Genomic DNA, 23713 nt, shown 5'->3' on the forward strand with positions numbered 1-23713 from the left:
TCGTGGTCACTGCCGTTCCTCCCGCGCCGGTGTCGTCATGCTCACGGCTGCTCCTCCCGTACCAGCGTGCTCAGTGCCCGGACGACCGCCCGCCGCCCCAGCTCCACCTTGAAGCCGTTGTCGGGCCGGCCCTCGGCGCCGTCCAGCGCGGCCTCCGCCGCGGCGCGCAGCACGTCGTCGTCCGGCCGGGCGCCGCGCAGCAGTTCCTCCGCCCGGGGCACGCGCCAGGGGACGGTGCCGACGCCGCCGAGGGCGAGCCGGGCGGAGCCGATCCGTCCCCCGTCGAGGACCAGGACGGCGGCGACGGAGGCGAGCGCGAACTCGTAACTGGCCCGGTCCCGGACCTTCAGATAGCCCGAGCGGGCCTCCGGCGGCGGCAGCGGGATCTCCAGGTGGGTGATCAGCTCCCCGTGCGCGAGGACGTTCTCGAGGTGCGGGGTGGTGCCGGGGACCCGGTAGAACTCGGCCAGCCGCACCGCGCGTTCGCCGTCCGGCCCGTGGACGCGCACCGAGGCGTCCAGCGCGAGCAGGGCGACGGCCAGGTCGGAGGGGTGGGTGGCGATGCAGTGCTGGCTGGTGCCGAGGACCGCGTGCATGCGGTGGTGGCCGTCGAGCGCGGCGCAGCCGGCGCCCGGCTCGCGCTTGTTGCAGGCCGTGCTCGGGTCGCGGTAGTAGCGGCAGCGGGTGCGCTGGAGGAGGTTGCCGCCGAGGGTGGCCATGTGCCGGAGCTGCGGCGAGGCGCCGAGCAGCAGCGCCTCGCGCACCAGCGGCAGCCGGGTGGTCACGTCCTCGTGGGCGGCGAGTTCCTCCATGGTGGTCAGCGCGCCGGCGGTCAGCACCTCGCCGTCCCGCCGGATCCCCCGCAGCGGCAGCCGGGTGATGTCCACCAGCCGGGCGGGCCGGAACACCTCGTCCCGCATCAGGTCCACCTGGGTCGTCCCGCCGGCGAGGAAGGCGGCCTCGGGGTCGGCGGCGACCTCCGCGACCGCCTCCTCGACGGTCCCGGCCCGGACGTACGCGAAGCTACGCACGCCGGCCTCCGGTGGCCACGTCGCGGATCGCGGCGACGATGTGCGGGTAGGCGCCGCAGCGGCAGAGGTTGCCGCTCATGAACTCGCGGACGTCGTCGTCCGAGCCGGCCCGGCCCTCCTCGATCAGGGCGACGGCCGACATGATCTGGCCGGGGGTGCAGTAGCCGCACTGGAGGGCGTCGTGCCGGGCGAACGCCTCCTGCATCGGGTGCGGCACGCCGTCCCGCGCCAGCCCCTCGATCGTCCGGACCTCGCGCCCGTCGGCGCTCGCGGCGAGGGTGAGGCAGGAGAGCACCCGCTTGCCGTCGAGGTGCACCGTGCAGGCGCCGCACTGGCCCTGGTCGCAGCCCTTCTTCGTGCCGGTCAGGGCCAGGGCGTCGCGGAGGGCGTCCAGCAGTGAGGTGCGGGTGTCCACCTCGATCCGCCGTTCGGTGCCGTTGACCCGGAGGCTCACCGGCACCCGGACGACGGGCCCGGCCGTCCCGTCGGCCGCCGCAGCGGAACCGTTCACCACCATCACCCTCCACGCTGGACAGATAGCCGCATAATCCGACATTCACGGCGAAGCAGGGCGATCCTATGGCCCGGGCGGCACGAAGGGGTGGCGACACGACGGCCGGACCGCGGCCGGACGACGGAGCCCGGGAGAGATCCACACCCCCCGAACCCGGTAACGTCTCCCCCACCGGAACATCACCGGGAACATGCGCCGGAGCGCCGCCGGACCACCGCACAGCGAGAAGGTATCCCCGCCCATGCACATATCCCCCGAGCCCGACCTGCGCCACCACGGGGACGCCGAAGTACGCGGCATGGGCGACGAGTTGACGGACCTGGCGGTCAACGTCCGGGCGGGTACGCCGCCGCGCTGGCTGCGCGAGCGCATCGCCGCCTCCGTCGAGACCCTCGCCGCCTACCCGGACGGCCGGGCGGCCCGCCGGGCGGTCGCGGCCCGGCACGGGCTGCCGGAGGAGCGGGTGCTGCTGACGGCCGGCGCGGCGGAGGCGTTCGTGCTGATCGCCCGGGCGCTGCCGGCGCGCCGCCCGGTGGTGGTGCACCCGCAGTTCACCGAGCCGGAGGCGGCCCTGCGGGACGCGGGGCACAGCGTGGAGCGGGTGGTGCTGGACGCGGCGGACGGGTTCCGGCTGGACCCGCGCGCGGTCCCGTCCGACGCGGACCTGGTCGTCGTCGGCAACCCGACCAACCCCACGTCCGTCCTGCACCCGGCCACGGCCCTCGCCCGGCTCGCCCGCCCGGGGCGGACGCTGGTGGTGGACGAGGCGTTCATGGACGCGGTGCCGGGCGAGGGCGAGTCCCTGGCGTCCCGTACGGACCTGCCGGGCCTGGTCGTCCTCCGCAGCCTCACCAAGACGTGGGGCCTGGCCGGCCTGCGGGTCGGGTACGTCCTCGCGTCGCCGGGCACGATCGCCCGCCTCGAACGCGCCCAGCCGCTCTGGCCGGTGTCGTCCCCGGCGCTGGTGGCAGCCGAGGCGTGCAGCGCGCCCCCGGCCCTCGCGGAGGCCGCGCACGCGGCCCACCGCATCGCCTCGGACCGGGCGCACCTGGAGTACCGGCTCTCCATGTTCCCGTCGGTGACGGTCTGTTCCCCGGCGGCCGGCCCCTTCGTCCTGATCCGCCTCCCGCACGCCACCGCGGTCCGCAGCCGCCTCCGCGGCCTGGGCTTCGCCGTCCGCCGCGGCGACACGTTCCCCGGCCTGGGCCCCGACTACCTCCGCCTCGCGGTCCGCGACCGCACAACGACGGACCGCTTCGCGGAGGCCCTGGGGAAGGCCCTGACGGAGGGCTGAGGGGGGCGGCCCTCCGGTGGGCCGCCCGCCCTCTCTCCCTTTCCCCTTTCAGCCGCGGCCCCGCGCCGCCGCCCGGCGGCGGGCGGCGATCACGGCGCCGCCGCCTCCCGCGACGAGGAGGCCGGCCGCTCCGGCGATCCACGGTGTGGCGGAGGAGCCGCCGGTTTCGGCGAGGTCGCGTTTGTCGGCGACGGTCTGCGGCTTGATCCCGTCTCCGGAGGTGCGGGTGGCCTCCTTGGCGGGGGCCTGCCGCGCGGGGGCCGGGGGCTGCTCGGCCGGTTTCCCGGCGCCCGCCGGGGTCTCGCAGCCGGCCCGGACGAGGGTGACCCGGCCGTGCACCTCGGCGACGCCGAGCTTCAACGGGTTGACGTCCACGGCCAGTTCGAGGGCGGTCGCGGCCCCGGTGTGCGAGGTGGTGGCGGTCTTCGACAGGTCGAGGCGGACCCGGCCGACGCCCGGGACGTCGACGTCGGTCGTGCCGCCGGTGCTCAGGGTGATCTTCTTGCCGAGCACGGTCACCGGGCCCAGCAGGTTGGACGTGGCCGTGGGCCGCTGCCCGGCCCGGCAGACCGCCTCCGAGGTGACCTGCCGCACCTCGATCAGGGACAGCAGTGGCAGGCCGGGCACGTGCACCTTGGCGCGGACGAGTTCGGCGCGGCCCGTCGCCGTACCCTCGTCGGCCGTGGCGCGGGCGGTGGCCGCGTCGGCGCGCAGCAGCTCCACGGGCCGGCCCTGCTCGGCACCTCCCACCCGCACGGAGAGCGCGGTCCGCGCCGCGTTCCCGGGGGCGTGGACGTCGTTGAGGGACGCGTTGACCGGCACCCGGACGGTCTTGTCGAGCAGCGAGACGTCGAGCCCGGCGCGGAGGACGACGGCGTCGGCCGCGCCCGTGCGGTGGTCGCCGGTGGCGGGGGCGGCGCTCGCCGGGGAGGCCGAGAGCGCGGTGAGAGCCGCGGCCAGGGCGGCCGCGGACGGCACGACGGCCCGCCGGGAAACGGGCATGCCGAAGGAGGATCTGGTGGTGCTGGACACGGGTGTGGAACTCCCCACGAGAGAAGGAGCCGACGGCGCGCCATGGGGGACATCACGCGCCGTCGGCATCGACCACGTCATGGTCGTTCTCGGGAGGGTGAACGACGAGCATTCTTGAGGGAGTTCACCCCAACGGGTGGTTTCCGCCTGCCAGTTCGAGACATGCGCAGCAGGGGAACCAGGAACGAACTCCCGCCCGCCCCGCCACGGTTACTTCGGCACGCTCCAGAGCTGCCGCTTCCCCGTGTTCGCCTTGTACAGCTGGACCTTCGTGCCGTTGGCCGTGCTCCCGCCCGTCACATCGAGGACCTTGCCCGACGCGACGTGCACGATCTGCCCCTTCGCGTTGACGGACCAGCGCTGCGAGGCACCGCCGTTGCAGTCGAACAGCTGGATCTTGTTGCCGTCGGTCGAGGCGTTGCGCGCGTCGTCCAGGCACTTGCCCATCACCCGGAACGTGCCGTCCTTGGCCAGGATCCAGGACTGCCCCACCGAGCCGTTGCAGGAGTACAGCTGGATCTGCGTGCCGTTGTCCGGCTTGCCGCCCTTGACGTCGAGGCACTTGCCGCCGAGGCCCGTGACCTTGCCCTGCGGCGGGACCGCCACCCCCGCGCCGGCCGCGAGCCGGCGCAGGCCCTGCGCGTCGAACTGCTGGACGTACGTGCCCGCGCGCTTGTCGTGGTAGCCGCTGTTCGTCTCGGTGCACATCACCGGCTTCTCGCCGGAGTCCTTGCCCACGACGCAGTCGCCGCGCTTCGCGCTGCGGTCCGCGTGCGTCAGCCCCATGGTGTGGCCGAGCTCGTGGCTGATGTGGTTCCGCATGAACGTCTCGCCCCAGGAAGGCAGGGGCTTGCCGTCCTTGGAGAAGAAGGAGCTGTCGATGTAGGCGTGTCCGCTGGTCACCGTGGACGGCATCGACGACGAGATGAAGCCGCAGCTCAGGTTGAGCGTGCCCGAGCCGTCGCGGACGACCTTCCAGCCCGTCTGGCCGCCGTTCGCCGGGGGCACGCACGGGCGCTTGAGCACCCCGACGACGATCTCGCCCTTGGGCCGGGAGTAGTTCCAGCCCACGGGCTTGGTGTCGACGGAGATGGGCAGGTTCGTGATGCGCTTGAGGTCGGCGGCGGACGCCTTCACGTACCGGCCCAGCCAGTCGACGGCCTGCTGGTCGTAGAACTTGATCGTGTAGCCGGTCGGCAGGGACTTGGTCACGCCGTCGGCCAGCTTCCACCCGTCGCCCTGCGGCGCCTTGGCCGCCGCCACGCCGGGCCGCACGGGCGCCGCGCCCAGCGACATGACGCCGTCGTGGAAGACCGTTCCGTCGGTCGCGGAGACACCCGAGTCCGCGCGGTCGGCCGGGCCGCCCGCCGGGCCGCCCGCCGATGCCGTGGTGGCCGGGGCCACGGCGGCCTCGGCGCCGAACGCACCGGAGGAGAAGTGCGTGGCCGCCGCGAGCGTCGCCGCCGCGCCCGCGGCGGTGACGGCTATGCGGCGCTTGCCGGTAAGTCGCATATTTTGGTGGGCCTTTCCCCGTTGTCTCACTGAACGCCGATTCACTCGACGCCGATTCGGTGACCGTCCACGCACCGACCGTCAGCAGATCGGCCGTTGGTCACCGACCGCCCCCGGCGTCCGTCTTCCGGGCGCCCGGGGCGGTGTGATCCTAGGCCGTCGGCCGGACGACCGATCACGCCGGGGCGGGACGGGTGCCCCTACGGTCCACGGGTCTCATCACCCCGTAGGGGCACCCCCTCCCCCGCAGAAGGCCCCTTCACCCACCGGCCCGGCCCCTCACCCCACCACCCGCCCCCGCAGGATCACCCGCCGCGGCGCGGCCAGCGCCCGGACGTCCTCCCGGGGGTCCGACCCGTACACCACCACATCGGCCGGCGCGCCCTCCTCCAGTCCCGGGCGCCCCAGCCACTCCCGCGCTCCCCAGGTCGCCGCGGCGAGCGCGGCGGAGGCCGGGAGCCCGGCCCTGACCAGTTCGCCGACCTCCTGGGCCACCAGGCCGTGCGCGAGCGAGCCGCCCGCGTCCGTCCCGACGTAGACGGGGATGCCGGCGTCGTACGCGGCGCCCACCGTCCGGTAGCGCCGCTCGTGCAGCCGCCGCATGTGGTCCGCCCAGCGCGGGAACTTCTTCTCCCCGCCCTCGGCGAGCCGCGGGAACGTGGCGATGTTGACCAGCGTCGGCACGATCGCGACGCCGCGCTCCGCGAACAGCGGGATCGTCTCCTCGGTCAGCCCGGTCGCGTGCTCGACGCAGTCGATCCCGGCCTCCACCAGCGGTGCCAGCGACTCCTCGGCGAAGCAGTGCGCCGTCACCCGGGCGCCCAGCCGGTGCGCCTCGGCGATGGCGGCCTCGACCTCGCCGCGCGGCCAGCAGGCGGCCAGATCGCCGGTCTCCCGGTCGATCCAGTCGCCCACCAGCTTGACCCACCCGTCACCGCGCCGCGCCTCCCGCGCCACGTACGCCACCAGGTCCTCGGGCTCGATCTCGTGGGCGTAGTTGCGGATGTAGCGGCGGGTCCGGGCGATGTGGCGGCCGGCGCGGATGATGCGCGGCAGGTCGTCCCGGTCGTCGATCCAGCGGGTGTCGGACGGGGAACCGGCGTCGCGCAACAGCAGGGCGCCGGCCTCCCGTTCGGTCAGCGCCTGCTTCTCGGCGGTCGCGGCGTCCACTGCGCCGTGCGCGTCCAGGCCGACGTGGCAGTGGGCGTCCACCAGGCCCGGCAGCGCCCAGCCCTCGACGGTCGTGACGTCCCGCGCGCCCACCGGGCGTTCGAAGGTGATCCGGCCGCCGGTCACCCACATCTCGTCGTGCACCCCGCCGTCGGGGTCCGGCCCGGTGAGCACCCGTCCCTTGATGTGCAGCACCGTGCTGTCGTGCGTCATGTCCTCTCCCGTCCGGCAGGCGTCCCCGCGCCACCGGTGGAACGGAGGTGTCCGGTCCGCGGGTGGCGATCGATCCTCGCCAGTCTCCCGCCCGGATCCGCCACCGCAAGTGTCACCCGTGTCACTACGGCCCTCGCCTTCGCGGGCGCGGTCACTTGCGGCCGGCGACCATCGTCTCCGCGCCCGCCAGGTGCCGCGACCAGGTCTCCCGGAACCCGGCCTCCGCGAGCCAGCCCCGGCAGTCGGCGGCGGTGCAGTCGAAGCCGCCCGGGGTCTCGATGAGCATGTTGAGGCTGCCGAGCAGCCCGACCAGGTTCTCCCGCCGGTCGTCGTCGATGAAGCTCTCGTGGATGACGACGAGGCCGCCCTCCGGCAGCGCCTCGTACGCCTTGCGCAGCAGCGTCCGCTTCGCGGCCAGGTCCCAGTCGTGCAGGATGTGGCCGAAGAGGAGGACGTCGGCGCAGGGCAGCGGGTCGGCGAAGAAGTCCCCGGCCGTGAACGTGAGCCGGTCGGCGGGGCCGCAACGCTCGCGGTGCCGCTCGAAGTTGCCGCGCACGGCCTCCAGGTCGAGGCCGGTGCCGCGCAGGTGCGGGTGGCGGTGGAGGAGGTGGCTGAGCATGGCGCCCTCGGCGCACCCGATATCGGCGACGGTGCGGTGCGCGGACCAGTCCACGGCCTCGGCGAGGGCGTCCGCGGAGCGCATGGTGAGCCCGGTCATCGCCTGCTGGAAGCAGGCCAGCCGCTCGGGGTCCTTGTAGAGGGTGCCGAACAGCTCGCCGCCGTCCTTGGTCTCGTTCTGCGGCTCGCCGGTGCGCAGCCCGTCGGCGAGGCTGCCCCAGAAGCCGTAGAGCCGGTTGTCGTACATCTCCAGGGCGCAGCCCACATAGCTGGGGCTGCCGCGGTCCAGATAGCGGGCCGTGACGGGGGTGTTGGCGTACCGGCCGTCGGGTCCCGGGCCGCGGTCGAGCAGTCCGAGGGCCACCAGCGCGTCGAAGAAGTCGCGGGCGGCGCGCGGGTGCAGGCCGAGCCGGGCGCGCAGCTCCCCGGCGGTGAGCGGCGCTTCGGCCAGTTCCGTGAAGACGCCGAAGCGGACGGCGGTGAACAGCACCTTCGACGCCTGGAAGCCGAAGGCGATGCGCAATATCGAGTTCAGTGCGCCGGAGCCGCCCCGCGGGGCGGATTCGAGATCGTTCACATGCACTCCTCGGGTGATCGGACGGTCGCGTGTGGTGTCGAAAGTGGACCATGCCGTACCGCTCCGTCCAGTCCCTGCTCCTCATCGGATGGATGCTGTGGCCGTTCTGACACCGAGTGGAGAGGCGGGCGGTGGTGGGGAGCGAACGCGCTCCCGTGAGGCGTATGCCCGTCGCCTACGCTGTGCCCGTGATCGACAGACCGCCGACCGGCGCACGGACGCCCGCGCACGCGCGCTCGTACGCCCGCACCGCGCCGTGACGGCCGGCTCGCGCCCGGAACCGCGCGCCCCCGAACCAAGCGGCGCGCCCGGCCCAAGCGCCTCCGCGGACAGCCCACGGATATCCGGCCTCCCCATCCGCGACCTGCTGGGCCGACGCGCACGCCTCCGCTGGGTGCACCTGCTGATCGGCGGCGCCCTGGTGATGCCGTACTTCCTCCTGGCGAACGTGCTGCTGTCGCTCGTCCGGGGCGGCCAGGGCGCCAACGTGTTCCTCTCCCCGCTCCTCCAGTTCACGACCTTCGCCGCGGCGCTGCCGCTCGCCGCCCTGTCCGCGCTGCTCTTCCCGCTGGTCCGCCCGCTGGAGAGCGCCATCGCCCGCGCCCTGTGCGGCGTCGGGGAGGCCGAACTCGCCACCGGACCGGCCCGTACCTGGGCCGAACGCGCGCGCCCCGCCCTCTACTTCACCCTGCACCTCGCCGTGGGCGGGATCGTCAGCGGCATGTCCCTGGCCGCGCCGCCCGCGGCCATCGCCCTGGGCACGATGCCGCTGCTGGACCCGGACGCGCCCGGCCGCCTGCCCTGGTTCCGCGTCCTCGGCGGCCCGATGCTGCCCCTGCTGGCGCCGCTCTGCGGGGTGGGGCTGCTGGCGCTGCTCGCGCTCACGTCCCGGGCGGCCGGCGCCCTGCTGGCGCGCTGCGCGCCCGTCCTCCTCGGCCCGACGGCGGCGGACCGGCTGGCGGCGGCCGAACGGCGGGCCCACGAACTCGCCCTCCGCAACCGGCTCGCCCGCGAACTGCACGACTCCGTCGGACACGCCCTGAGCGCGGTCCTCCTCCAGGCCAGTGCCGCCCGCCGGGTCCTCGACCGCGACCCCGACTTCGCCCGCCGGGCCCTCGCCTCGATCGAGGAGACCACGCGCGAGGCGGTCGGCGAACTCGACACCGTCCTCGGCCTGCTGCGCGAGGACGGCCCGGCCGCCGTCGCGCCCGCCCCCACCCTGGCGGACCTGGACGCGCTCGTGGAACGCACCCGCGCGGCCGGCGGCGAGATCGACCTGACCGCGCCCGAGGGGCTCGGCTCCCTGCCGCCCGTCGTCTCCCGCGAGGCGTACCGGATCGTGCAGGAGGGCCTCACCAACGCCCTGCGCCACGCGGGCCCGGTGCCCGTGCGGCTGAGCGTCACCACCGACACCGAGACCCTGGAGGTCACCGTGGAGAACCCCGTCGGGCGCGCCCCCGCCCCCCGCACCCGCCGCGGCGGCGGTCGCGGGCTGACCGGCATCGCCGAACGCGCCCGGCTGCTGCGCGGCACCAGCACCGTGGGCGCGCGGGACGGCGTCTGGCGCCTGTCCGTCCGCCTGCCGCTGAACGGCGGCCTCCGGTGACCCCCGCCGAGAGCGTCCTGCGCATCGTCGTGGCCGACGACGAACGCATGGTCCGCACCGCCCTGTGCGCCATCCTGAACGCCGAACCGGGCATGGAGGTCGTCGGCGAGGCCACGACGGGCGTCGAGGCCCTGTCCGTCGCCCGCGCCCTGCGCCCCGACATCGTGCTGATGGACGTCCGGATGCCCGAGGCGGACGGCATCCGGGCCACCGAACGCATCCTGGCCACCATGGACGACCCGCCGCGCGTCATCGTCGTCACGACCTTCGAGAACGACAGCTACGTGTACGACGCCCTGCGCGCCGGCGCGTCCGGCTTCCTCCTCAAGCGGGCCGGCGCCGACGAACTCGTCGACGCCGTACGCCTGGTGGCGCGCAGCGACTCCCTCCTCTTCCCGTCCGCGGTCCGCGCCCTGGCCGCGGCCCACGCCACCGAACGCACCACCCGCGCCGAGGCCGACCGCCTCCGCGCCCGCCTCTCCGACCGGGAGGCGGAGGTGCTGCGCCTCATGGCCGAGGGCCTCTCCAACGCGGAGATCGCGGAACGGCTGTTCCTGGGCGCGGCGACGGTGAAGACGTACGTGGCCGGGGTCCTGGCGAAGCTGGGCGTCCGGGACCGGACGCAGGCGGTGGTGCGGGCGTACGAGACGGGGTTCGTCTCCCCGCGGTGAGACAGCGCTCCGCGCGGTTGTCCCCAAGCTCCCCCGGAGGGGGCACCCTCACCCCACCGCGCACTCCCGGATCACCTTCGCGAGAGCGGACGTCTCGGGCGCCGCCCCGCCCGGGAACGCGAACCGCCGCCGGTTGTACCCGAAGGCCAGCCCGGCCCCCGGGTCGGCGAACCCCAGCGCCCCGGCCGCGCCGCTGTGCCCGAAGGACCGCGCCCCCAGGAAGGGGTACCGCTCGGACACCACCACGAACCCGAGCCCGTACGCCTTGTACTCGCGGTCGACCAGGTCGTGCCCGGCGGAGTGGATCTCGGCGACCCGCGCCGCCGTGTCGGGCGTGAGCAGCGCCCCCCGCCCGTCCACCCCGCTCACGGCGGCGGCGTACATCCGGGCCAGCCCCCGCGCCGAACCGACCCCGCCGATCGACGCGGGCCCGGCGGCCCGGAACTCCCGTGTGTTGGGCAGCTCCGCGAGCACCGTCGGCGCCTTCGCGTGGTTCCGGTTGCAGGCGATGCCCGGCAGACCGTCCGGCCCGTGGCCCGCCGCGGCCAACTGCCGCTTCTGGTCGGGCGTCGGGTCCATCGGCTGAGTGCTGAGCCAACGGCCCTCGTGCTCCTCGGGCAGCCCCATGAACAGGTCGATGCCGTACGGGGAGCGGATCCGCGTCTCGTAGACCTCCCGCAGGGTCAGCCCGGTGACGCGCCGGACGACCTCGCCGATCAGCGCGCCGATGACGAACGCGTGGTAGCCGAAGGCGGCGCCCGGCCGCCAGTACGGCCGCTGGGCGGCCAGCCGCTCGGCTATCGCCCGGTCGTCGCGCAGCTCCTCGGGCGTGAACCCGCCGTCCGCGCCGACCAGGCCCGCCTGGTGGGCGACGAGCTGCCGCAGGGTGACGTGCTCCTTGCCGGCCGCCGCGAACTCGGGCCAGTAGTGCCGCACTTCGCGGTCGAGGTCCAGCGTCCCGTCCTGGAGGAGCAGCGCGAAGACGAGGTAGGCGGCGCCCTTGGTGGCCGAGAAGACGCCGGTGAGCGAGTCCCCGTCGATCCCCGGCCCGCCCCACAGGTCGACCACCCGCCGCCCGTGCACATACGCGGCGAGCTGGGCGGCGTGCCCGGCCCGCTCCTCGGCGAGCGTCGCCGCGAACGCCTCGCGCACCGGCTCGTACCCCTCGGCTACCGTCCCGTGGACGATGGCGTCGGCCATCGCGTCCCCCCGTTCCCGCGTTCCCGCGCGCTCGCGTTCCCGCGTCGTCCTGAGCGTGATCGAAAATAAGGAAAGGCACGGTGCACAGCCGCGAAGATCCCCGCGGTATTCCGCCGGGTCATGGAACCGCAAAGCCCGATCACGCGTTGAACGGATCATGACCGCTATGACCCCCGGCTCGAACATTCCGCTCTCCGTCACCCGTGTGACGGTGGACGTCGCCGCGCCCGTGCGGCTCGACGTCTCGGGCCTGCTGCTCACCGCCGACGGCAAGGTGCGCTCCGACGACGACTTCGTCTTCTACAACCAGCCCACGGGCCCCGGCGTGACCCACCGCGCCGGAGCGGCCGGCGCGCCCGACTCGATCACCGTCGACACGGCCGCCGTGCCCGCCGGCATCGAGAAGATCGTCGTCACCGCGAGCCTGGACGCGCCCGGCACCACCTTCGCCGGCACCGAACCGACCGCGACCGTCCGGGACGCCGCCTCCGGTGCCCCACTGGCCACGTTCACCCCGCCGAGGCTCGGCACCGAGACGGCGCTGGTCGTCGTCGAGGTCTACCGGCGCAACGGCGCCTGGAAGGTACGGGCGGTGGGGCAGGGGTACGCGAACGGTCTGGCCGGCATCGCCACGGACTTCGGCGTGAGCGTGGAGGAGCCGCCGCAGGCCCCCACGGCCCCGCAGGCCCCGCCGACCCCGCAGGCCCCTCCCGCCGCCCCGCCGGCTCCCCCCATGCCTCCCACGGCCGCCCCCGCCCCGCAGCCCCCGGCCGGCGCGTTCGGCGCTCCCGTCCCGCCCGCTCCCCCGGTCCCGCCGGCGGCTCCGGCCCCCGTGCCGGGCACGGGCAAGGTCAACCTGGACAAGGGCCGGGTGAGCCTCCAGAAGAACCAGACCGTCTCCCTCGTCAAGGGCGGCCGCCCGCTGACGCAGTCGGTGCGGATGGGCCTCGGCTGGGAGCCCGCGTACGGCGGCCGGGCCATCGACCTCGACGCCTCCGTCATCGCCTACGGCCCCCAGCGGAACATGATCGACGCCTGCTACTTCGGCAAGCTGATGATCCTCGGCGGCGCGGTCCAGCACTCCGGCGACAACCTGACGGGCGACGGCTCGGGCGACGACGAGAGCATCACCGTCCACCTCGGCGGCCTGCCGCCGGAGGTCACCGGCCTGGTCTTCACGGTCAGCTCCTACAGTGGCCAGAAGTTCACCCACGTCGCCAAGGCGTACTGCCGCCTGCTCGACGCCCAGACCGGCGAGGAACTCGTCCGCTTCGACCTCACCGGCTCGGAGCCCAAGACGGGCGTCCTGATGTGCAAGTTCATCCGCCAGTACTCGGGCGAGTGGGAGATGACGGCCATCGGCGAGTACGTGAAGTCGAAGACCGTCCGCGACCTGGTCAACCCGGCGGCCCAGGCCCTCTGACGAACGCCCCGGGCGCCCTCGCCGCCGGAGGGCGCCCGGCGGGCGGGGGCGGGTGCGCTACTCGCCCGCGTGCACCTGGGTGTTCTGGCAGGCGTGCAGCAGCCAACGCCCGTCGCCCTGCTTGGTCAGGACGTACAGCGGAGCCCCCTCGGAGTCGCCCTCCGCCGAGTGGTAGACCTGCCGCACCTTGACGGCCGCCACGCCGGGCCGCAGGAACTGCACGTGTACGGGCTCGTAGGTGACGTCGCCGTCCCAGCTCGCCGCGGGCAGGACGGCGCGCGTGAACTCGGCGATCGCGTCGAAGCCGATCAGGACCTTGCCGTGGGCGGTCGTCCAGATCGCCTCGGGGTGGAACAGCGCGAGGAATCCCTCGGCGTCCTTGGCCCGTTGGGTCCGCTCGACCTCGGCCACTGTCCGGTGGATCGCTGTGATGTCCGCGGCTTCGGCGGTGTCGGTGTTCATGTGGATCACTCTGGTGCCTCAAGCGCACTTGAGGTCAAGATCGGTTCCACGCGTCCACAGCCGCCCCTGCGGTCATCCGTTCGGGTGGCAAGGGCCGCCGCCCCTTCAGGGAGCGGCCGGACCGTACGACCCTGGTGACGACCGGGGGCGCACGCCCCAGCGGACGTCCGGGGGGATCTGTCATGTGGCCACGAGGGAACGACATCGTCCGGACGGCCGTCGCCATCGGCGCCGCCGCCGCGCTGTTCTGCGGAATGTCCGCCAACGCCCAGGCGGCCACCGGGGACTTCACCTACGTGAACGTGAACGGAGACGACTTCACGCTGCACAGCCCTGTCGACGGCGAGTGCTTCCTGCTGGTCTCCGGCGCCAGGAGCGCGGCCAACCGCACGAACGCAACGGCGACGGTCTTCGCCGAGCAGGGGTGCGAGGGGTCGCGCGTGACGATGCCGCCGCACACGTCGACGGACTTCGGCGGCTCCGCTCCGCACAGCGTGATGTTCGGCTGAGGACGAGGCATCGGCGGGGATGAAGGCGGCGGAGGAGGAGGCGGCCAAGCCCGGTCAGGCGCCGCCCGCCAGGCCCGCCAGCCGCCGGTACGAGTCGAGCAGCGCCACACGGTCGTAGCCGCTGGTCGTGACCAGCACCTCGTCCGCGCCCGTCCGCTCCACCAGGGCGGACAGCCGGCGGACGACCTGCTCCTCCGTCCCGTACACCGGCCCGCGCAGCGCGGTCTCGAAGTGGCCGCGCTCGCGGTCGGTCATCGCACGCCCCTCGATCTCCTCGGCCGGCTCCAGGGGCGGGAAGACGCCGTGCGTGCGGGAGTAGGCGAGCGCCCACGCCTCCGGGACGAGCAGCCGGCGGGCCTCCTCCTCCGTCGCCGCGACGGCGATGTCGCCCGCGAGCACGACGTAGGGCTCGGCACGCCCGGCGGCCGACGGGCGGAACGCCTTGCGGTACCGCTCGACGGCCTCGACGAGCCGGCCCTCCTTGCGCAGCCCGCCGATCACCAGGGCGGCGCCCGCGCGGGCCGCGATGTCCGCCCCCGCGTCGTTGGCCAGGACGAAGAGCGGCGGCCGCAGCCTCTCGGCGGGCCACGCGTGCACCTGGGGGTAGGCGGCGGCACCGCCGTCGAACCACTCGACCAGTTCCCCGAGCCGCCCCTCGAACTCCTCCACCGCCTCCTTCCCGACCCCGAGCGCCCTCCGGACGCCGTCCGTGAACCCGACGGACCGCCCGACGCCCAGGTCGATCCGCCCGGGGAACAGCGACTCCAGCACCCCGAACTGCTCGGCGACGACCATCGGCCGGTGGTTGGGCAGCATGACCCCGCCGGTGCCGACGCGGATCCGCGACGTGGCGGCGGCGACGGCGCCCGCGAGCACGGTGGGGGCGGACCCGGCCACGCCGGGCACGCTGTGGTGCTCCGCGACCCAGAACCGCCGGTACCCGAGCGCCTCCGCCTCCCGCGCGAACCGGACGGTGTCCCGCAGCGCCTCCCCGGGCGGCCGTCCCCGCCGGGTACGGGAGCGGTCGAGAACGGACAGGGGGATACGCGTACGGGTCACGTTCCCTGACAACGTCAGGGCCGGGGGCCGGGATTCCCCCGCTCGGGGCCGAGCTTCCTCCGCTCGGGACGGGGACTCCTCCGCTCAGGACGGGGACTCCTCCACCCGGGCCGGGAAGGGAGCGCACCCGGTCGGCGAAGGATGAGGAACCCGCTCAGGAACCGCCGGTCCGCTCCCGGGACGGCGGGAGCGACGTGAGCAGCTCCCACAAGGGCCGGGAGCCGGACGCCCACACCCCGAGCGCGGGACGGTCGACGACGTGCAGCCGCTGCTGCCGGGCGAAGGCCACGGCCGGGCCGGTGACCCGCCCGTTCGTCACGATCACCGCGACGTCGGCGCCGTGCACGGGACGGGCCGTCCCGTTGAGCACCTGGAGGTCGGGCGTGCCCACCGCGGAACCGGCCGCCCCGTCGCGCCGGTGCTTGCACTGCACCACCCACCGCCTCCCGTAGGGGTCGGTGGCCGTCACATCGGCGCCCAGATCACCACGGCCGCCGACCCGTACCGCGTCCCGACAACCGTCCCGGAGCAGCAGATCCCGCACGGCCTCCTCGAACCGGGCATGGTGCAGGGCGTCCAACTGGGGCAGCGCGTACCGCAGCCCTCGCGCGCGGACGGCCTCCCACCGCGCCCGCTGCCGCTTGAGGTGGACAACGACGGCACCCGCGCCCGCCGCGAGCACCGCGACGACGGCCATGACCCACCAGTGGTCCAGCAGCCAGTCGACGACGGCCGCCACCAGCGCGACGGCCAGGACCGCGGCCACGAGCAGACCGGCCGCCCGGTCGCCGACGCGCTGCCGCCGCCGGCCCGGCCGCCGCCCGCGCCGCCGTACAGGCGACCGCCGGGACGCCGACGACCGCCCGGACGGTGACGACCGCCCGGACGGTGACGACCGCCCGGACGCCCCGGCCCGCCGCTCGCGCGCCCGGGGGCTCACCGGCCGGCCTGCGTGATGCTGTTGGCGAGCTGCCCCAGGATGTCGTGGATCGCCCGGCCCGCCGACGTGGGTGCGATCAGAACGCCCAGCGCCAGCACGATGACGACGGTCAGCTTCTCGTCGTTGCGACTTCGGGACTGCGTGCGCCGGCCCAGCCTCACCACCACGATGACGGCGAGCAGCACCGCCACGTCGATCGTCACCAACCGCCTCGACCTCCCCCAACCGCCGGCCGTCACCACCCCGGATCTCCTGTGTAGCCCCGCCCGCGCACAACCGGAGCCCGGTTGCCGGCGGATGGCACAAAGCGATCGGACCTGTGTCCGAATACGCGTGGCCGAAGGCCGACGTGCCCTCAACCGCGGGCGCCCCACAGGCCCGCTGACCGGCCGGCCGGTTGCCAGGGTGCGGAACCACCCGTCCCGCCTGGCCTGTTCGAGCCCCCTCGGGTCCCGGCCATCCTGGGGCGCTCCGCACTGCGGGTGCCCTGGTCAACAGTGGAACCAGGCTGCTCCATGGGGTCCATGTGAGGAGGCCAGTGAGAACCGGCGGCGCGGGAAGGGCGGTTGATGCCGGTGGGTTCAGGGGCGTAGGCGGGCAAATGTGTCAGGGACGGTTCTTTCCACGGTCTCCACCCCTTTCGCCGACGTCCGACCCGCGTCAGCCTGGTTCGACACGGCGAAGGCTCCCGTCAATCCGTGTCCCGTGTCCCTCCGCACGACGCAACAGGGCAGCCCTGCCCCGCGCGCGGCGCGCCGGACCCGCGGCATCGCAGACGAGGGCCTGGACCCGGGGGGAGGGCGACGCCGCATCGCACGCCGGCGTTCACGGCGCCTTTCCTCCGGGATCCCGCACGCGGCGCCGCGCCGCGCCGTCCGCAGGGGGCGGCGCGGCACGAGCACGGCACCCGGACCCTTCCGGGCCAACTCCCCGCGGTCCGGGGCGCGTCCGGGGTGCCGTCGCGCCATGCCGCCGTGCCGCCGTGATGGCCGCCCCAGCGTGCGCACGGAAAGAGCCGCGTCGTACACGAAGAGTCGTACACGAAGAGGAGAAGGGAAACGCCGTGCCCGAAACCGTGCCCGAAGACATGCCCGCACCCCCCGTCGAAACGCAATCCCCGCCCCCCACCGCGCCGTTCACCCTTACCCCGGGCGGCCCGCCCGACGTCGTGACGGCGGTCGGCGGCGAGACCGGCTATCCGGGTATACGGATAACGGCGACCGGCGACGAGCCGGTCCCGCCCCTCGACGCCTACGTGGCCCTCCCCCGGGGAATGGGCCTGGAATTCCACCCGGAAGGCGGCGCCAACTGCCTGCTGACCGTGCGGGACGCCCACGGGAAAACGACCGCCTACCCCGGGAATCCCTCACCGGACGGCCGCTCCCTCACCTTCCGGGGAGTCGATCCGGCACTGCCCGGAAAGGGATCGGCGTCCACGGCGTGGGTCGCGGTCAGGGCGAGCTGCGGCGCGCGCCCGGGAAACACCGCGCTCGTCTTCTGCCTGGGCGACGCGGCATCCCCGTCCACCACCGTCCGGATCGCCGACGACATCCCCTTCTCGGTGTTCCCCGGCGGCCCCCCGGACATCGTCCTCGACCACGACCACCCGGTCGGATATCCGGGCGTGCGGGTCCGGGCGGACGACGACGGGACGGTCTCCCCGCAGGACGTCTACGTCGCGCTCCCCCGGGAAAAGCGGCTGCGCTTCCACGCCGAGAGCGGCCCGAATCACGGGCTCACCGTGCAGGACGGACACGGCACACAGCACCTCTTCCCCGGCCACGCGGCACCGGACGGGCGGGCGGTCCTCTTCCCCGGAGTCGATTTGTTCCTCTCCGGAAAGGGCGCGGAATCGACGGTGTGGGTCGCGGTGACGGCGGAACCCGCCGGCGCCCCGGCCGGTTCCGCCCCACCCGACGCTCCCGCCGCACTCAAGGACCCCACCGCCCTCGCCTTCTGCGTCGGCGTCCGCACCGCCCGCTCCACACCCGTCGTCGTGGACGTACGGGCCCGGTGAACGCGAGCGCGAGCGTGAACCGGAACGTGAACGTACGGAAGGAGCACCAGCCCGTGGACCCGGTGACGGCCACCCGCCCGCCCAGGCCCGTCCTCCCCAAGCCCACCCCGTCGAAGAAGTCGCGCGGCATGTCCGTCACGGCCCGGGTGTACGGATACCCCCCGGCCCACAACGCGGGATCCGAATGGATGCTGCACTCGATGCTCCGGCCCCTGGCCGAACGCGGTCACCGTGTGACGGTCTGGCTCTCGCACCCCGGAACCATCGAGGAGAGTTACGAGATCGACGGAGTACGGGTCGTCCCATTCCAGGAAGGCTCCGACTTCGCCACCGAGGCGCAGAGCGCGGACGTCCTCCTCTCCCATTTCGAGAACGTCCCGCTCGTCTCCGGACTCGCCCGCGCCCGGCAGATACCCGTGGTCGTGATCTGCCACGACAATTTCGCCACCAGTTACCACAACGCGGCCGGGGCCGACCTCGTCGTCTACAACAGCGAGTGGATCCGGCGGGACGGCGAGATCCACTACGCCCGCTATCCCGCCGAATTCCTGCCCGGCCGCACGATCGTCGTCCGCCCGCCGGTCATCGCGGAGGACTACCGCACCGAACCCGGCGACCACGTCACCCTCGTCAACCTCAATCCCGACAAAGGCGGCGACATCTTCTGGCAGATCGCCGCCTGGACGCCCGAATGGCGGTTCCTCGGCGTCAAGGGCTCCTACGGGCCGCAGATCCTGCCGCCGACCCGCCTCCCCAACTGCGAGGTCGCCGACGGCGTTCCCGGAAACGACATGCGGGAACACGTATACAGCCGTTCCCGCGTCGTGCTGATGCCGAGCCTCTACGAATCCTGGGGACGCGTCGCCGTCGAGGCGATGGCCTCAGGCATTCCGGTGATCGCCCATCCGACGCCCGGCCTCGTCGAATCCCTCGGCGACGCGGGGATCTTCGCCTACCGCGACGACCTCACCGCATGGCTGCACGCGCTGGGTTCACTCAAGGACCCGGCGAACGCCGACCACCCCCTGTCCGCCCCGAAGGACACCCCCTTCGGCGCCTTCCGCGTCCGCTTCCTCGACGAGACCAACCAGCCCCTCTCCGTCCAGGACGTCACCCTCCGCCTGGAACCGCACTCCACCGGCTCCCACTTCTCCTACGGCGGCCAGGCCCCGCTGACGTACTCCGCCAAGACGGACGCGGGCGGCTGGCTCACCGTCCCCGCCGGCACGCTCCAGGCCGGGCCCCAGGAAGGTCCCATGCAGATCACCGCACTGCTGCGCGGTACGGACCTGAGCGGCCGGATCGACCTGAGCGTCGGCGCCGCCGCCTCACGCTTCTCCCTGTCCCCCGGCGGCACACCGGTCACCCTGACCCGCGCGGGCGAGACCCGCTACCCGGGCGTCGAGGTACGCGCCGACTCCGACCAGGCCATCCCGTCGCAGAAGGTCCGGGTGACCCTCCCGTCCTGCCCGGGCCTCGCCTTCGTTCCCGAAGGCGGCTACCAACTCACCATCATGGACGCCCGCCTCGCCACCACGGCCTATACGGGCACCCTGCAGGCCGACGGGCAGACCCTCACCTTCGAGGGCGTCTACCTCGCCCTCCACGGCAAGGGCGCGGTGTCCGCCGCCTGGGTCGCGGTCAAGGCCCTACCGAACGCACCCGTTCCGGAGGACACGGCCCTCACCTTCCAGGTGGGCGACCAGACGTCTCCGTCGACGCTCATCCACGTACGGGCGTGAGGGGCGCCTCCGTTCCGGGGCGCGGGAGCGCTCCGGAACGGAGGGCCTGGGTGAAGGCGCGCCAAGTGGGAATGGGGAAATGGAGGCGGGCGGCGTACGGGGACTTGCTGTCTCTTATCAAGACGAGGTCACGTATGACACACGATATTTCGATGCATTCGCCCTCTCCAGCGCTGTACGTGGACTTTCGCCACTCGATGACACTCATCGTGCGCATGCGTCGTATTCCTCCACCACTTGCTCGATCAAAGCAATCGATGCGCTGGGAGCCAATGCCGCGGCGTGCACCAGGTCGTAACGGTGGGAGTGACGCGCCACAGACACCCTGTCCCTCACCATCCGCCCGAAGAAATCACCTTCGAAGTAGACCATGTCCGGCATGGCACTGAACGACAGCACGGTCACCGAACCGCCCATGATGGAGTAGCACCCGGAGGTGAAGGGGAGAACCTGGACCTCGACGTTCGGGGCCTTCGCCGCCTCCAGTACGTGCAGCAACTGATCACGCATGGCGGCCGGGCCGCCCACAGGGCGCCTCAGGACCGACTCGTCGAGCACCGACCACAGAAGTGGCGGATCGGGTCTGGCGAGGAGTTTCTGCCGGTCGAGCCGTCCTTGTACCTTCACCTTCAGCTCGTCCTCGGACAGCCAGGGCTGGGCCTGCCCCATCACCTGGCGCGCGTACGTCTCCGTCTGCAACAGCCCGGGGATGTGGTGCGCCAGGTACTTGTGCATGGCGGTGGCTTTCGCCTCGTACTCGAAGTACTTCTGCAGCCAGTCGGGAAACGGCGTGTTCTCGATGGCCTCCCACATATCGATGAGCTCGCCATCGGCTCCCAGAATCTCGTCGAGCCGAGCGTTCACCTTTTGACTCGGAGATTCCTTGCCCAGTTCGTACTGGGCGATTCGACTGTGGGAAATGGGAACCTTGGCCGCCAGCTTCGGCTGCGTCAGCCCTGCCCGACGTCGCAGTCTGCGCAGCTTCGAGCCGTACAAGGCCGCGAGGGAAGCCGAGGGGTCAAGTTGCTTGGGTGGGGGCACAGTTGCCATCCATGTACGCATAGCGATCCCGAAAACGTCACCGCTGGTGAGCGTAGCGCCACTCCGGGATGCTGAGAACGGAATCGGAACAACCCCACCCCACGGAGTGCGCCCCCATGCCCAGAGACCACCGCTGCCCCGACACCCCCGGCTTCACCCCCGACCTCCCCGCTCTCCGGGAGACCGCCGCCCGCGTGGCGGCCGAGCTGCACGACGCGCTCGCGTCGTACGGGCTGGACGTGCGCGTCACGCCGGAACCGCCCCTGAACGGGCGGGTGTTCGTGTCGATCCTCGACCCGCTGGGCGGGGAGGAGGCGCGGACGCTGGCCGCCGCGCTGCGCGCGTACAAGGCGACGCGGCCGGAGACGCTGAGCCCGCGCGTCGCGGCGGCGAACGCGCGGAGCCGTCGCCGGGACGGCCTGCGGTGAGCGACCGGCCGGCCGGCTACCGGCCGGAAGCAGGGTGCGCGGAGTGCAGGCGGATCAAGGAGCTGTACTACCGCGCCTGGCGGGCGGGCGACCGTGAGACGGCGGTGGAGCTGACGGCGGAGATGGGCCGCCACCTCCGCCGGTCCCACTGAGGGGGCCCGCTCGGAGACGGACCCCCGACCGAGCGAATGCCGTCACTCACACGAGGGTGGCCCGTCAACGGCTATGGACGGAAAACCCTCAGAGTGGGACAACGGCTTCACGAGTCGCCGGGAGCCGCGTTCGCCTCGCTCCCCGGCCGGAAGGAGTCGACATGCGCCGTATCACCGCCACCGTTTTCGCGGCTCTGCTCACCGCCTCCCTTGCGGGACTCACGGGTACGGTCGCAGCCGTCGCCGCCCCCACGTCCGTCACGGCCAACCAGTGCATGCTCGGGGGCGGGGAGGTCCGCGTGATCTCGCCGAGTCTGAAAGTCTGCGTCGGCGGCATTTTCGACGGACAGAGGGTCGTCGGCTGACGGATCCCGCCCCTGACGCACGGACTCGCGTCGGTAGGCTCGTCGTCCGTGCCTCGCATCCACCGGAAGCCCGACCTCGACCATCCGGCCCCGGACAAGCGCGGGCTGCTCGCCCACGGAGACGGTGTGGCGCCCCACCGCCACACCGAAGGGCAGTTGCTGTACCCCTCGACGGGCGTTCTCGCCACCACGACGGACCGCGGCACCTGGGTCACTCCGCCCAACCGCGTCACCTGGACACCACCGGGGTTCGAGCACTACCACCGCGCGTACGGGCGGACGGACGTCCGGGTGGTGGAGGTCCCCGGCGCGCTGTGCGCCTCGCTGCCGGACCGGCCGATGGTGTTCACCACGTCACCGCTGCTGCGTGAGGCCCTGCTGGTCCTCACCGGTGGCCGCGAACTGCGGCCGGACGCGCGGGCGCGGCTCCGGGAGGTGGTCGTGGACGAGCTCGTCGACGTTCCCGACGAGGCCCTGCACCTCCCGGAGCCGGACGACGACCGGCTCCGCGCGGTCACGGACCTCCTCCACGCCGATCCCGCGACGCCTTCGACGCTGGCGGAGCTGGGACGGAGGGTCGGGGCGAGCGAACGGACCCTGAGCCGCCTGTTCGCGACCGAGCTGGGGATGAGCTTCCAGCGGTGGCGGAGCCTGCTGCGGGTGCAGCACGCGCTGGTCGGGCTGGCCGAAGGGGACGCGGTCATCGACACGGCCACCCGGCTGGGCTGGGCCAACCCCACGAGTTTCATCGAGGCGTTCACGGCGATCGTCGGCCAGACGCCGGGGCAGTACCGGAGGGAACTCCGGCGCCGGGACGGATGACTGGCGGGTTTCCGGAATACCCTGTCCGTATGCCGGTGCCACGCAGATGCCCCGTCTCGTGAGCATGGAGGCATGCCAACCGACACGAACACAGAGACCACCACCGTGGTCGTCGTAGGAGCGGGCGTCGCCGGTCTCACCCTCGGAAACCTGCTGCTGAGCAAGGGAATCGACTGCGTCGTCCTGGAGAAGCGCGACCGCGCGTACGTCGAGCAGCGGCAGCGCGCCGGCGCCCTCGACGCCAGGGCGTCCCGCATGTTCCGGGAGTGGGGACTCGCGGACCGGGTGATCGGCGGGGTCCCCCTGGAACCCGTGCTGAACTTCCGGATCGACGGCGAGACGCGTCCGCTCGCCCTCGTACCGGACGACGAGGGCGGCGGGCGCTTCTGCCCGCAGCAGGTCCTCGTCCGGAACCTCATCGACGTCTTCGTGGCCGACGGCGGAGACCTCCGCTTCGGCGCCGACGACGTCTCGTTCGAGAACATCGCCGACGGGCCGTCCCCCCTCGTCCGCTACCGCGACGGCACCGGTTCGACGAGGGAGATCCGCTGCGAGTTCGTCGCCGGGTGCGACGGTGACCGCGGCGTGAGCAGGACGGCCGTCCCCGACGGGATCCTCACCCGCCACGCCCACGCGTACGGCTACTCGTGGCTGACCGTCCTCGCGGAGGTTCCCGCCCGGCACCAGACCATGATGGCGCTGCACCCGCGCGGGTTCGCCGGGCAGTTCGGCCGCGGCCCGCACGCCAGCCGGTTCTACCTCCAGTGTCCGCCCGACAGCACGCTGCCGGACTGGCCGGAGGAGCGGATCTGGGACGAGCTGGAAACCCGCTTCGGTGAACCGATGGCCTCCCGGGGCCCGATCAGCAGCGCACAACTGGTGCCGCTGCGCAGCGTGGTGCACAGCCCGATGAGCCATGGCCGGCTGTACCTGCTCGGGGACGCCGCCCACATCGTCCCCCCGATGAGCGCGAAGGGCATGAACCTGGCCCTGTACGACGCCGAGGTCTTCGCCAGGGCGGTCGTGCACCACCAGACCCACGACGGAGACACGTCCCTGCTCGACACCTACTCCCCGACGTGCCTCCGCAACGTGTGGAACTACCAGGCGTTCGCGGCCTGGTGGACCGACCTCGTCCACAACGCGGGCGACGCCTCGTACCAGGGCGAGTTCCGGCACCGCATCGCCCGGGCGGAGTTCGCCCGCCTGTACGAGTCCGGCACGGCGAACCGCCTGCTGAGCGAGTTCATGTCCGGGCTGAACTAGGGCCCGGGCGTCCGTGTCCCGCGCCGGTTCCCGGCCGCTTTGTCGGTTT

General features: G+C 73.2%; 25 protein-coding genes. 12 read left to right on the forward strand and 13 right to left on the reverse strand.

Annotation, left to right across the window (positions count from 1 at the left end; translation table 11 throughout):
• Positions 1-41 precede the first annotated feature (41 nt).
• Positions 42-1031 (reverse strand): FAD binding domain-containing protein, encoded by a 990-nt coding sequence (locus J7W19_RS07170; protein WP_004943245.1) that lies wholly within the window; start codon positions 1029-1031, stop codon positions 42-44.
• Positions 1024-1548: a (2Fe-2S)-binding protein gene (locus J7W19_RS07175; RefSeq protein ID WP_004943248.1), complete on the reverse strand. Its 525-nt coding sequence runs from the start codon at positions 1546-1548 to the stop codon at positions 1024-1026. Before J7W19_RS07175 ends, J7W19_RS07170 begins: the two co-directional genes overlap by 8 nt.
• A gap of 238 nt (positions 1549-1786) precedes the next feature.
• Here J7W19_RS07175 and cobC point away from each other — a divergent pair, with 238 nt between their 5' ends.
• The gene (gene cobC, locus J7W19_RS07180; RefSeq protein ID WP_004943250.1) at positions 1787-2839 is read left to right on the forward strand and encodes an Rv2231c family pyridoxal phosphate-dependent protein CobC; all 1053 of its coding nucleotides are present in this window, start codon (positions 1787-1789) and stop codon (positions 2837-2839) included.
• A 48-nt stretch (positions 2840-2887) separates the two neighbouring features.
• Here cobC and J7W19_RS07185 read toward each other — a convergent pair whose 3' ends face one another.
• From J7W19_RS07185 to J7W19_RS07200, 4 genes are all read right to left on the reverse strand, one after another.
• Positions 2888-3871: an SCO1860 family LAETG-anchored protein gene (locus J7W19_RS07185; RefSeq protein ID WP_004943253.1), complete on the reverse strand. Its 984-nt coding sequence runs from the start codon at positions 3869-3871 to the stop codon at positions 2888-2890.
• Between the two features lie 210 nt (positions 3872-4081).
• Positions 4082-5383, reverse strand: coding sequence for a ricin-type beta-trefoil lectin domain protein (locus tag J7W19_RS07190; protein WP_004943255.1), 1302 nt, complete (start codon positions 5381-5383; stop codon positions 4082-4084).
• 279 nt (positions 5384-5662) lie between these two features.
• Positions 5663-6766 (reverse strand): amidohydrolase family protein, encoded by a 1104-nt coding sequence (locus tag J7W19_RS07195; protein ID WP_004943259.1) that lies wholly within the window; start codon positions 6764-6766, stop codon positions 5663-5665.
• Positions 6767-6917: 151 nt separating this feature from the next.
• Entirely contained in the window at positions 6918-7961 is a 1044-nt protein-coding gene (locus J7W19_RS07200; RefSeq protein ID WP_004943262.1) for a methyltransferase, read from the reverse strand.
• 394 nt (positions 7962-8355) lie between these two features.
• Between J7W19_RS07200 and J7W19_RS07205 the strand changes: the two genes are divergently transcribed.
• Both J7W19_RS07205 and J7W19_RS07210 read left to right on the forward strand, forming a co-directional pair.
• Positions 8356-9567 carry a sensor histidine kinase gene (locus J7W19_RS07205; protein ID WP_004943265.1) on the forward strand — a complete coding sequence of 404 codons (1212 nt, stop codon included), beginning with the start codon at positions 8356-8358 and terminating at the stop codon, positions 9565-9567.
• Positions 9564-10238, forward strand: a complete 675-nt coding sequence (locus J7W19_RS07210) for a response regulator transcription factor (RefSeq protein ID WP_004943267.1) — start codon at positions 9564-9566, stop codon at positions 10236-10238. Before J7W19_RS07205 ends, J7W19_RS07210 begins: the two co-directional genes overlap by 4 nt.
• Positions 10239-10286: 48 nt before the next feature.
• On the opposite strand, the gene J7W19_RS07215 is transcribed toward J7W19_RS07210, so the two are convergent.
• Positions 10287-11438, reverse strand: coding sequence for a serine hydrolase domain-containing protein (locus J7W19_RS07215; RefSeq protein WP_004943271.1), 1152 nt, complete (start codon positions 11436-11438; stop codon positions 10287-10289).
• A 166-nt stretch (positions 11439-11604) separates the two neighbouring features.
• Here J7W19_RS07215 and J7W19_RS07220 point away from each other — a divergent pair, with 166 nt between their 5' ends.
• Entirely contained in the window at positions 11605-12861 is a 1257-nt protein-coding gene (locus tag J7W19_RS07220; RefSeq protein ID WP_004943277.1) for a TerD family protein, read from the forward strand.
• 57 nt (positions 12862-12918) lie between these two features.
• Here J7W19_RS07220 and J7W19_RS07225 read toward each other — a convergent pair whose 3' ends face one another.
• Entirely contained in the window at positions 12919-13323 is a 405-nt protein-coding gene (locus tag J7W19_RS07225; protein ID WP_040889364.1) for an SgcJ/EcaC family oxidoreductase, read from the reverse strand.
• Positions 13324-13505: 182 nt separating this feature from the next.
• Here J7W19_RS07225 and J7W19_RS07230 point away from each other — a divergent pair, with 182 nt between their 5' ends.
• Positions 13506-13832 (forward strand): hypothetical protein, encoded by a 327-nt coding sequence (locus J7W19_RS07230; protein WP_004943283.1) that lies wholly within the window; start codon positions 13506-13508, stop codon positions 13830-13832.
• A gap of 54 nt (positions 13833-13886) precedes the next feature.
• On the opposite strand, the gene J7W19_RS07235 is transcribed toward J7W19_RS07230, so the two are convergent.
• From J7W19_RS07235 to J7W19_RS07245, 3 genes are all read right to left on the reverse strand, one after another.
• Positions 13887-14891, reverse strand: a complete 1005-nt coding sequence (locus tag J7W19_RS07235) for an MsnO8 family LLM class oxidoreductase (RefSeq protein WP_004943286.1) — start codon at positions 14889-14891, stop codon at positions 13887-13889.
• A 154-nt stretch (positions 14892-15045) separates the two neighbouring features.
• A complete protein-coding gene (locus J7W19_RS07240) occupies positions 15046-15657 on the reverse strand; it encodes a restriction endonuclease (protein WP_004943287.1) in 612 nt (203 codons plus the stop codon).
• A 170-nt stretch (positions 15658-15827) separates the two neighbouring features.
• Positions 15828-16037: a hypothetical protein gene (locus tag J7W19_RS07245; protein ID WP_040889348.1), complete on the reverse strand. Its 210-nt coding sequence runs from the start codon at positions 16035-16037 to the stop codon at positions 15828-15830.
• An 881-nt stretch (positions 16038-16918) separates the two neighbouring features.
• On the opposite strand from J7W19_RS07245, the gene J7W19_RS07250 reads away from it, so the two are divergent.
• Positions 16919-17848 carry a hypothetical protein gene (locus tag J7W19_RS07250; RefSeq protein WP_158688765.1) on the forward strand — a complete coding sequence of 310 codons (930 nt, stop codon included), beginning with the start codon at positions 16919-16921 and terminating at the stop codon, positions 17846-17848.
• A 53-nt stretch (positions 17849-17901) separates the two neighbouring features.
• On the forward strand, positions 17902-19590 hold the full coding sequence (locus tag J7W19_RS32785) for a glycosyltransferase family 4 protein (protein WP_233478076.1): 1689 nt from the start codon (positions 17902-17904) through the stop codon (positions 19588-19590).
• Here the strand turns inward: J7W19_RS32785 and J7W19_RS33770 are convergent.
• Together J7W19_RS33770 and J7W19_RS07265 are read right to left on the reverse strand one after the other, a co-directional pair.
• The gene (locus J7W19_RS33770) at positions 19571-19807 is read right to left on the reverse strand and encodes a DUF397 domain-containing protein (protein ID WP_078587946.1); all 237 of its coding nucleotides are present in this window, start codon (positions 19805-19807) and stop codon (positions 19571-19573) included. The two genes, J7W19_RS32785 and J7W19_RS33770, sit on opposite strands and share 20 nt — an antisense overlap.
• Complete coding sequence (locus tag J7W19_RS07265) at positions 19795-20586, reverse strand: helix-turn-helix domain-containing protein (protein WP_233478077.1); 792 nt, start codon at positions 20584-20586, stop codon at positions 19795-19797. The genes J7W19_RS33770 and J7W19_RS07265 overlap by 13 nt, the downstream gene beginning before the upstream one ends.
• Positions 20587-20747: 161 nt before the next feature.
• Here J7W19_RS07265 and J7W19_RS07270 point away from each other — a divergent pair, with 161 nt between their 5' ends.
• From J7W19_RS07270 to J7W19_RS07290, 5 genes are all read left to right on the forward strand, one after another.
• The gene (locus tag J7W19_RS07270) at positions 20748-21059 is read left to right on the forward strand and encodes a hypothetical protein (RefSeq protein WP_004943299.1); all 312 of its coding nucleotides are present in this window, start codon (positions 20748-20750) and stop codon (positions 21057-21059) included.
• Positions 21056-21211, forward strand: coding sequence for a hypothetical protein (locus J7W19_RS07275; RefSeq protein WP_158688766.1), 156 nt, complete (start codon positions 21056-21058; stop codon positions 21209-21211). Before J7W19_RS07270 ends, J7W19_RS07275 begins: the two co-directional genes overlap by 4 nt.
• A gap of 161 nt (positions 21212-21372) precedes the next feature.
• A complete protein-coding gene (locus tag J7W19_RS07280; protein ID WP_004943302.1) occupies positions 21373-21576 on the forward strand; it encodes a hypothetical protein in 204 nt (67 codons plus the stop codon).
• 48 nt (positions 21577-21624) lie between these two features.
• Complete coding sequence (locus J7W19_RS07285; protein WP_004943307.1) at positions 21625-22398, forward strand: AraC family transcriptional regulator; 774 nt, start codon at positions 21625-21627, stop codon at positions 22396-22398.
• Positions 22399-22470: 72 nt separating this feature from the next.
• Positions 22471-23664 (forward strand): 4-hydroxybenzoate 3-monooxygenase, encoded by a 1194-nt coding sequence (locus J7W19_RS07290; protein WP_004943310.1) that lies wholly within the window; start codon positions 22471-22473, stop codon positions 23662-23664.
• Positions 23665-23713 lie beyond the last annotated feature (49 nt).

The sequence above is a fragment of the Streptomyces mobaraensis NBRC 13819 = DSM 40847 genome (assembly GCF_017916255.1).
Taxonomy (GTDB): domain Bacteria; phylum Actinomycetota; class Actinomycetes; order Streptomycetales; family Streptomycetaceae; genus Streptomyces; species Streptomyces mobaraensis.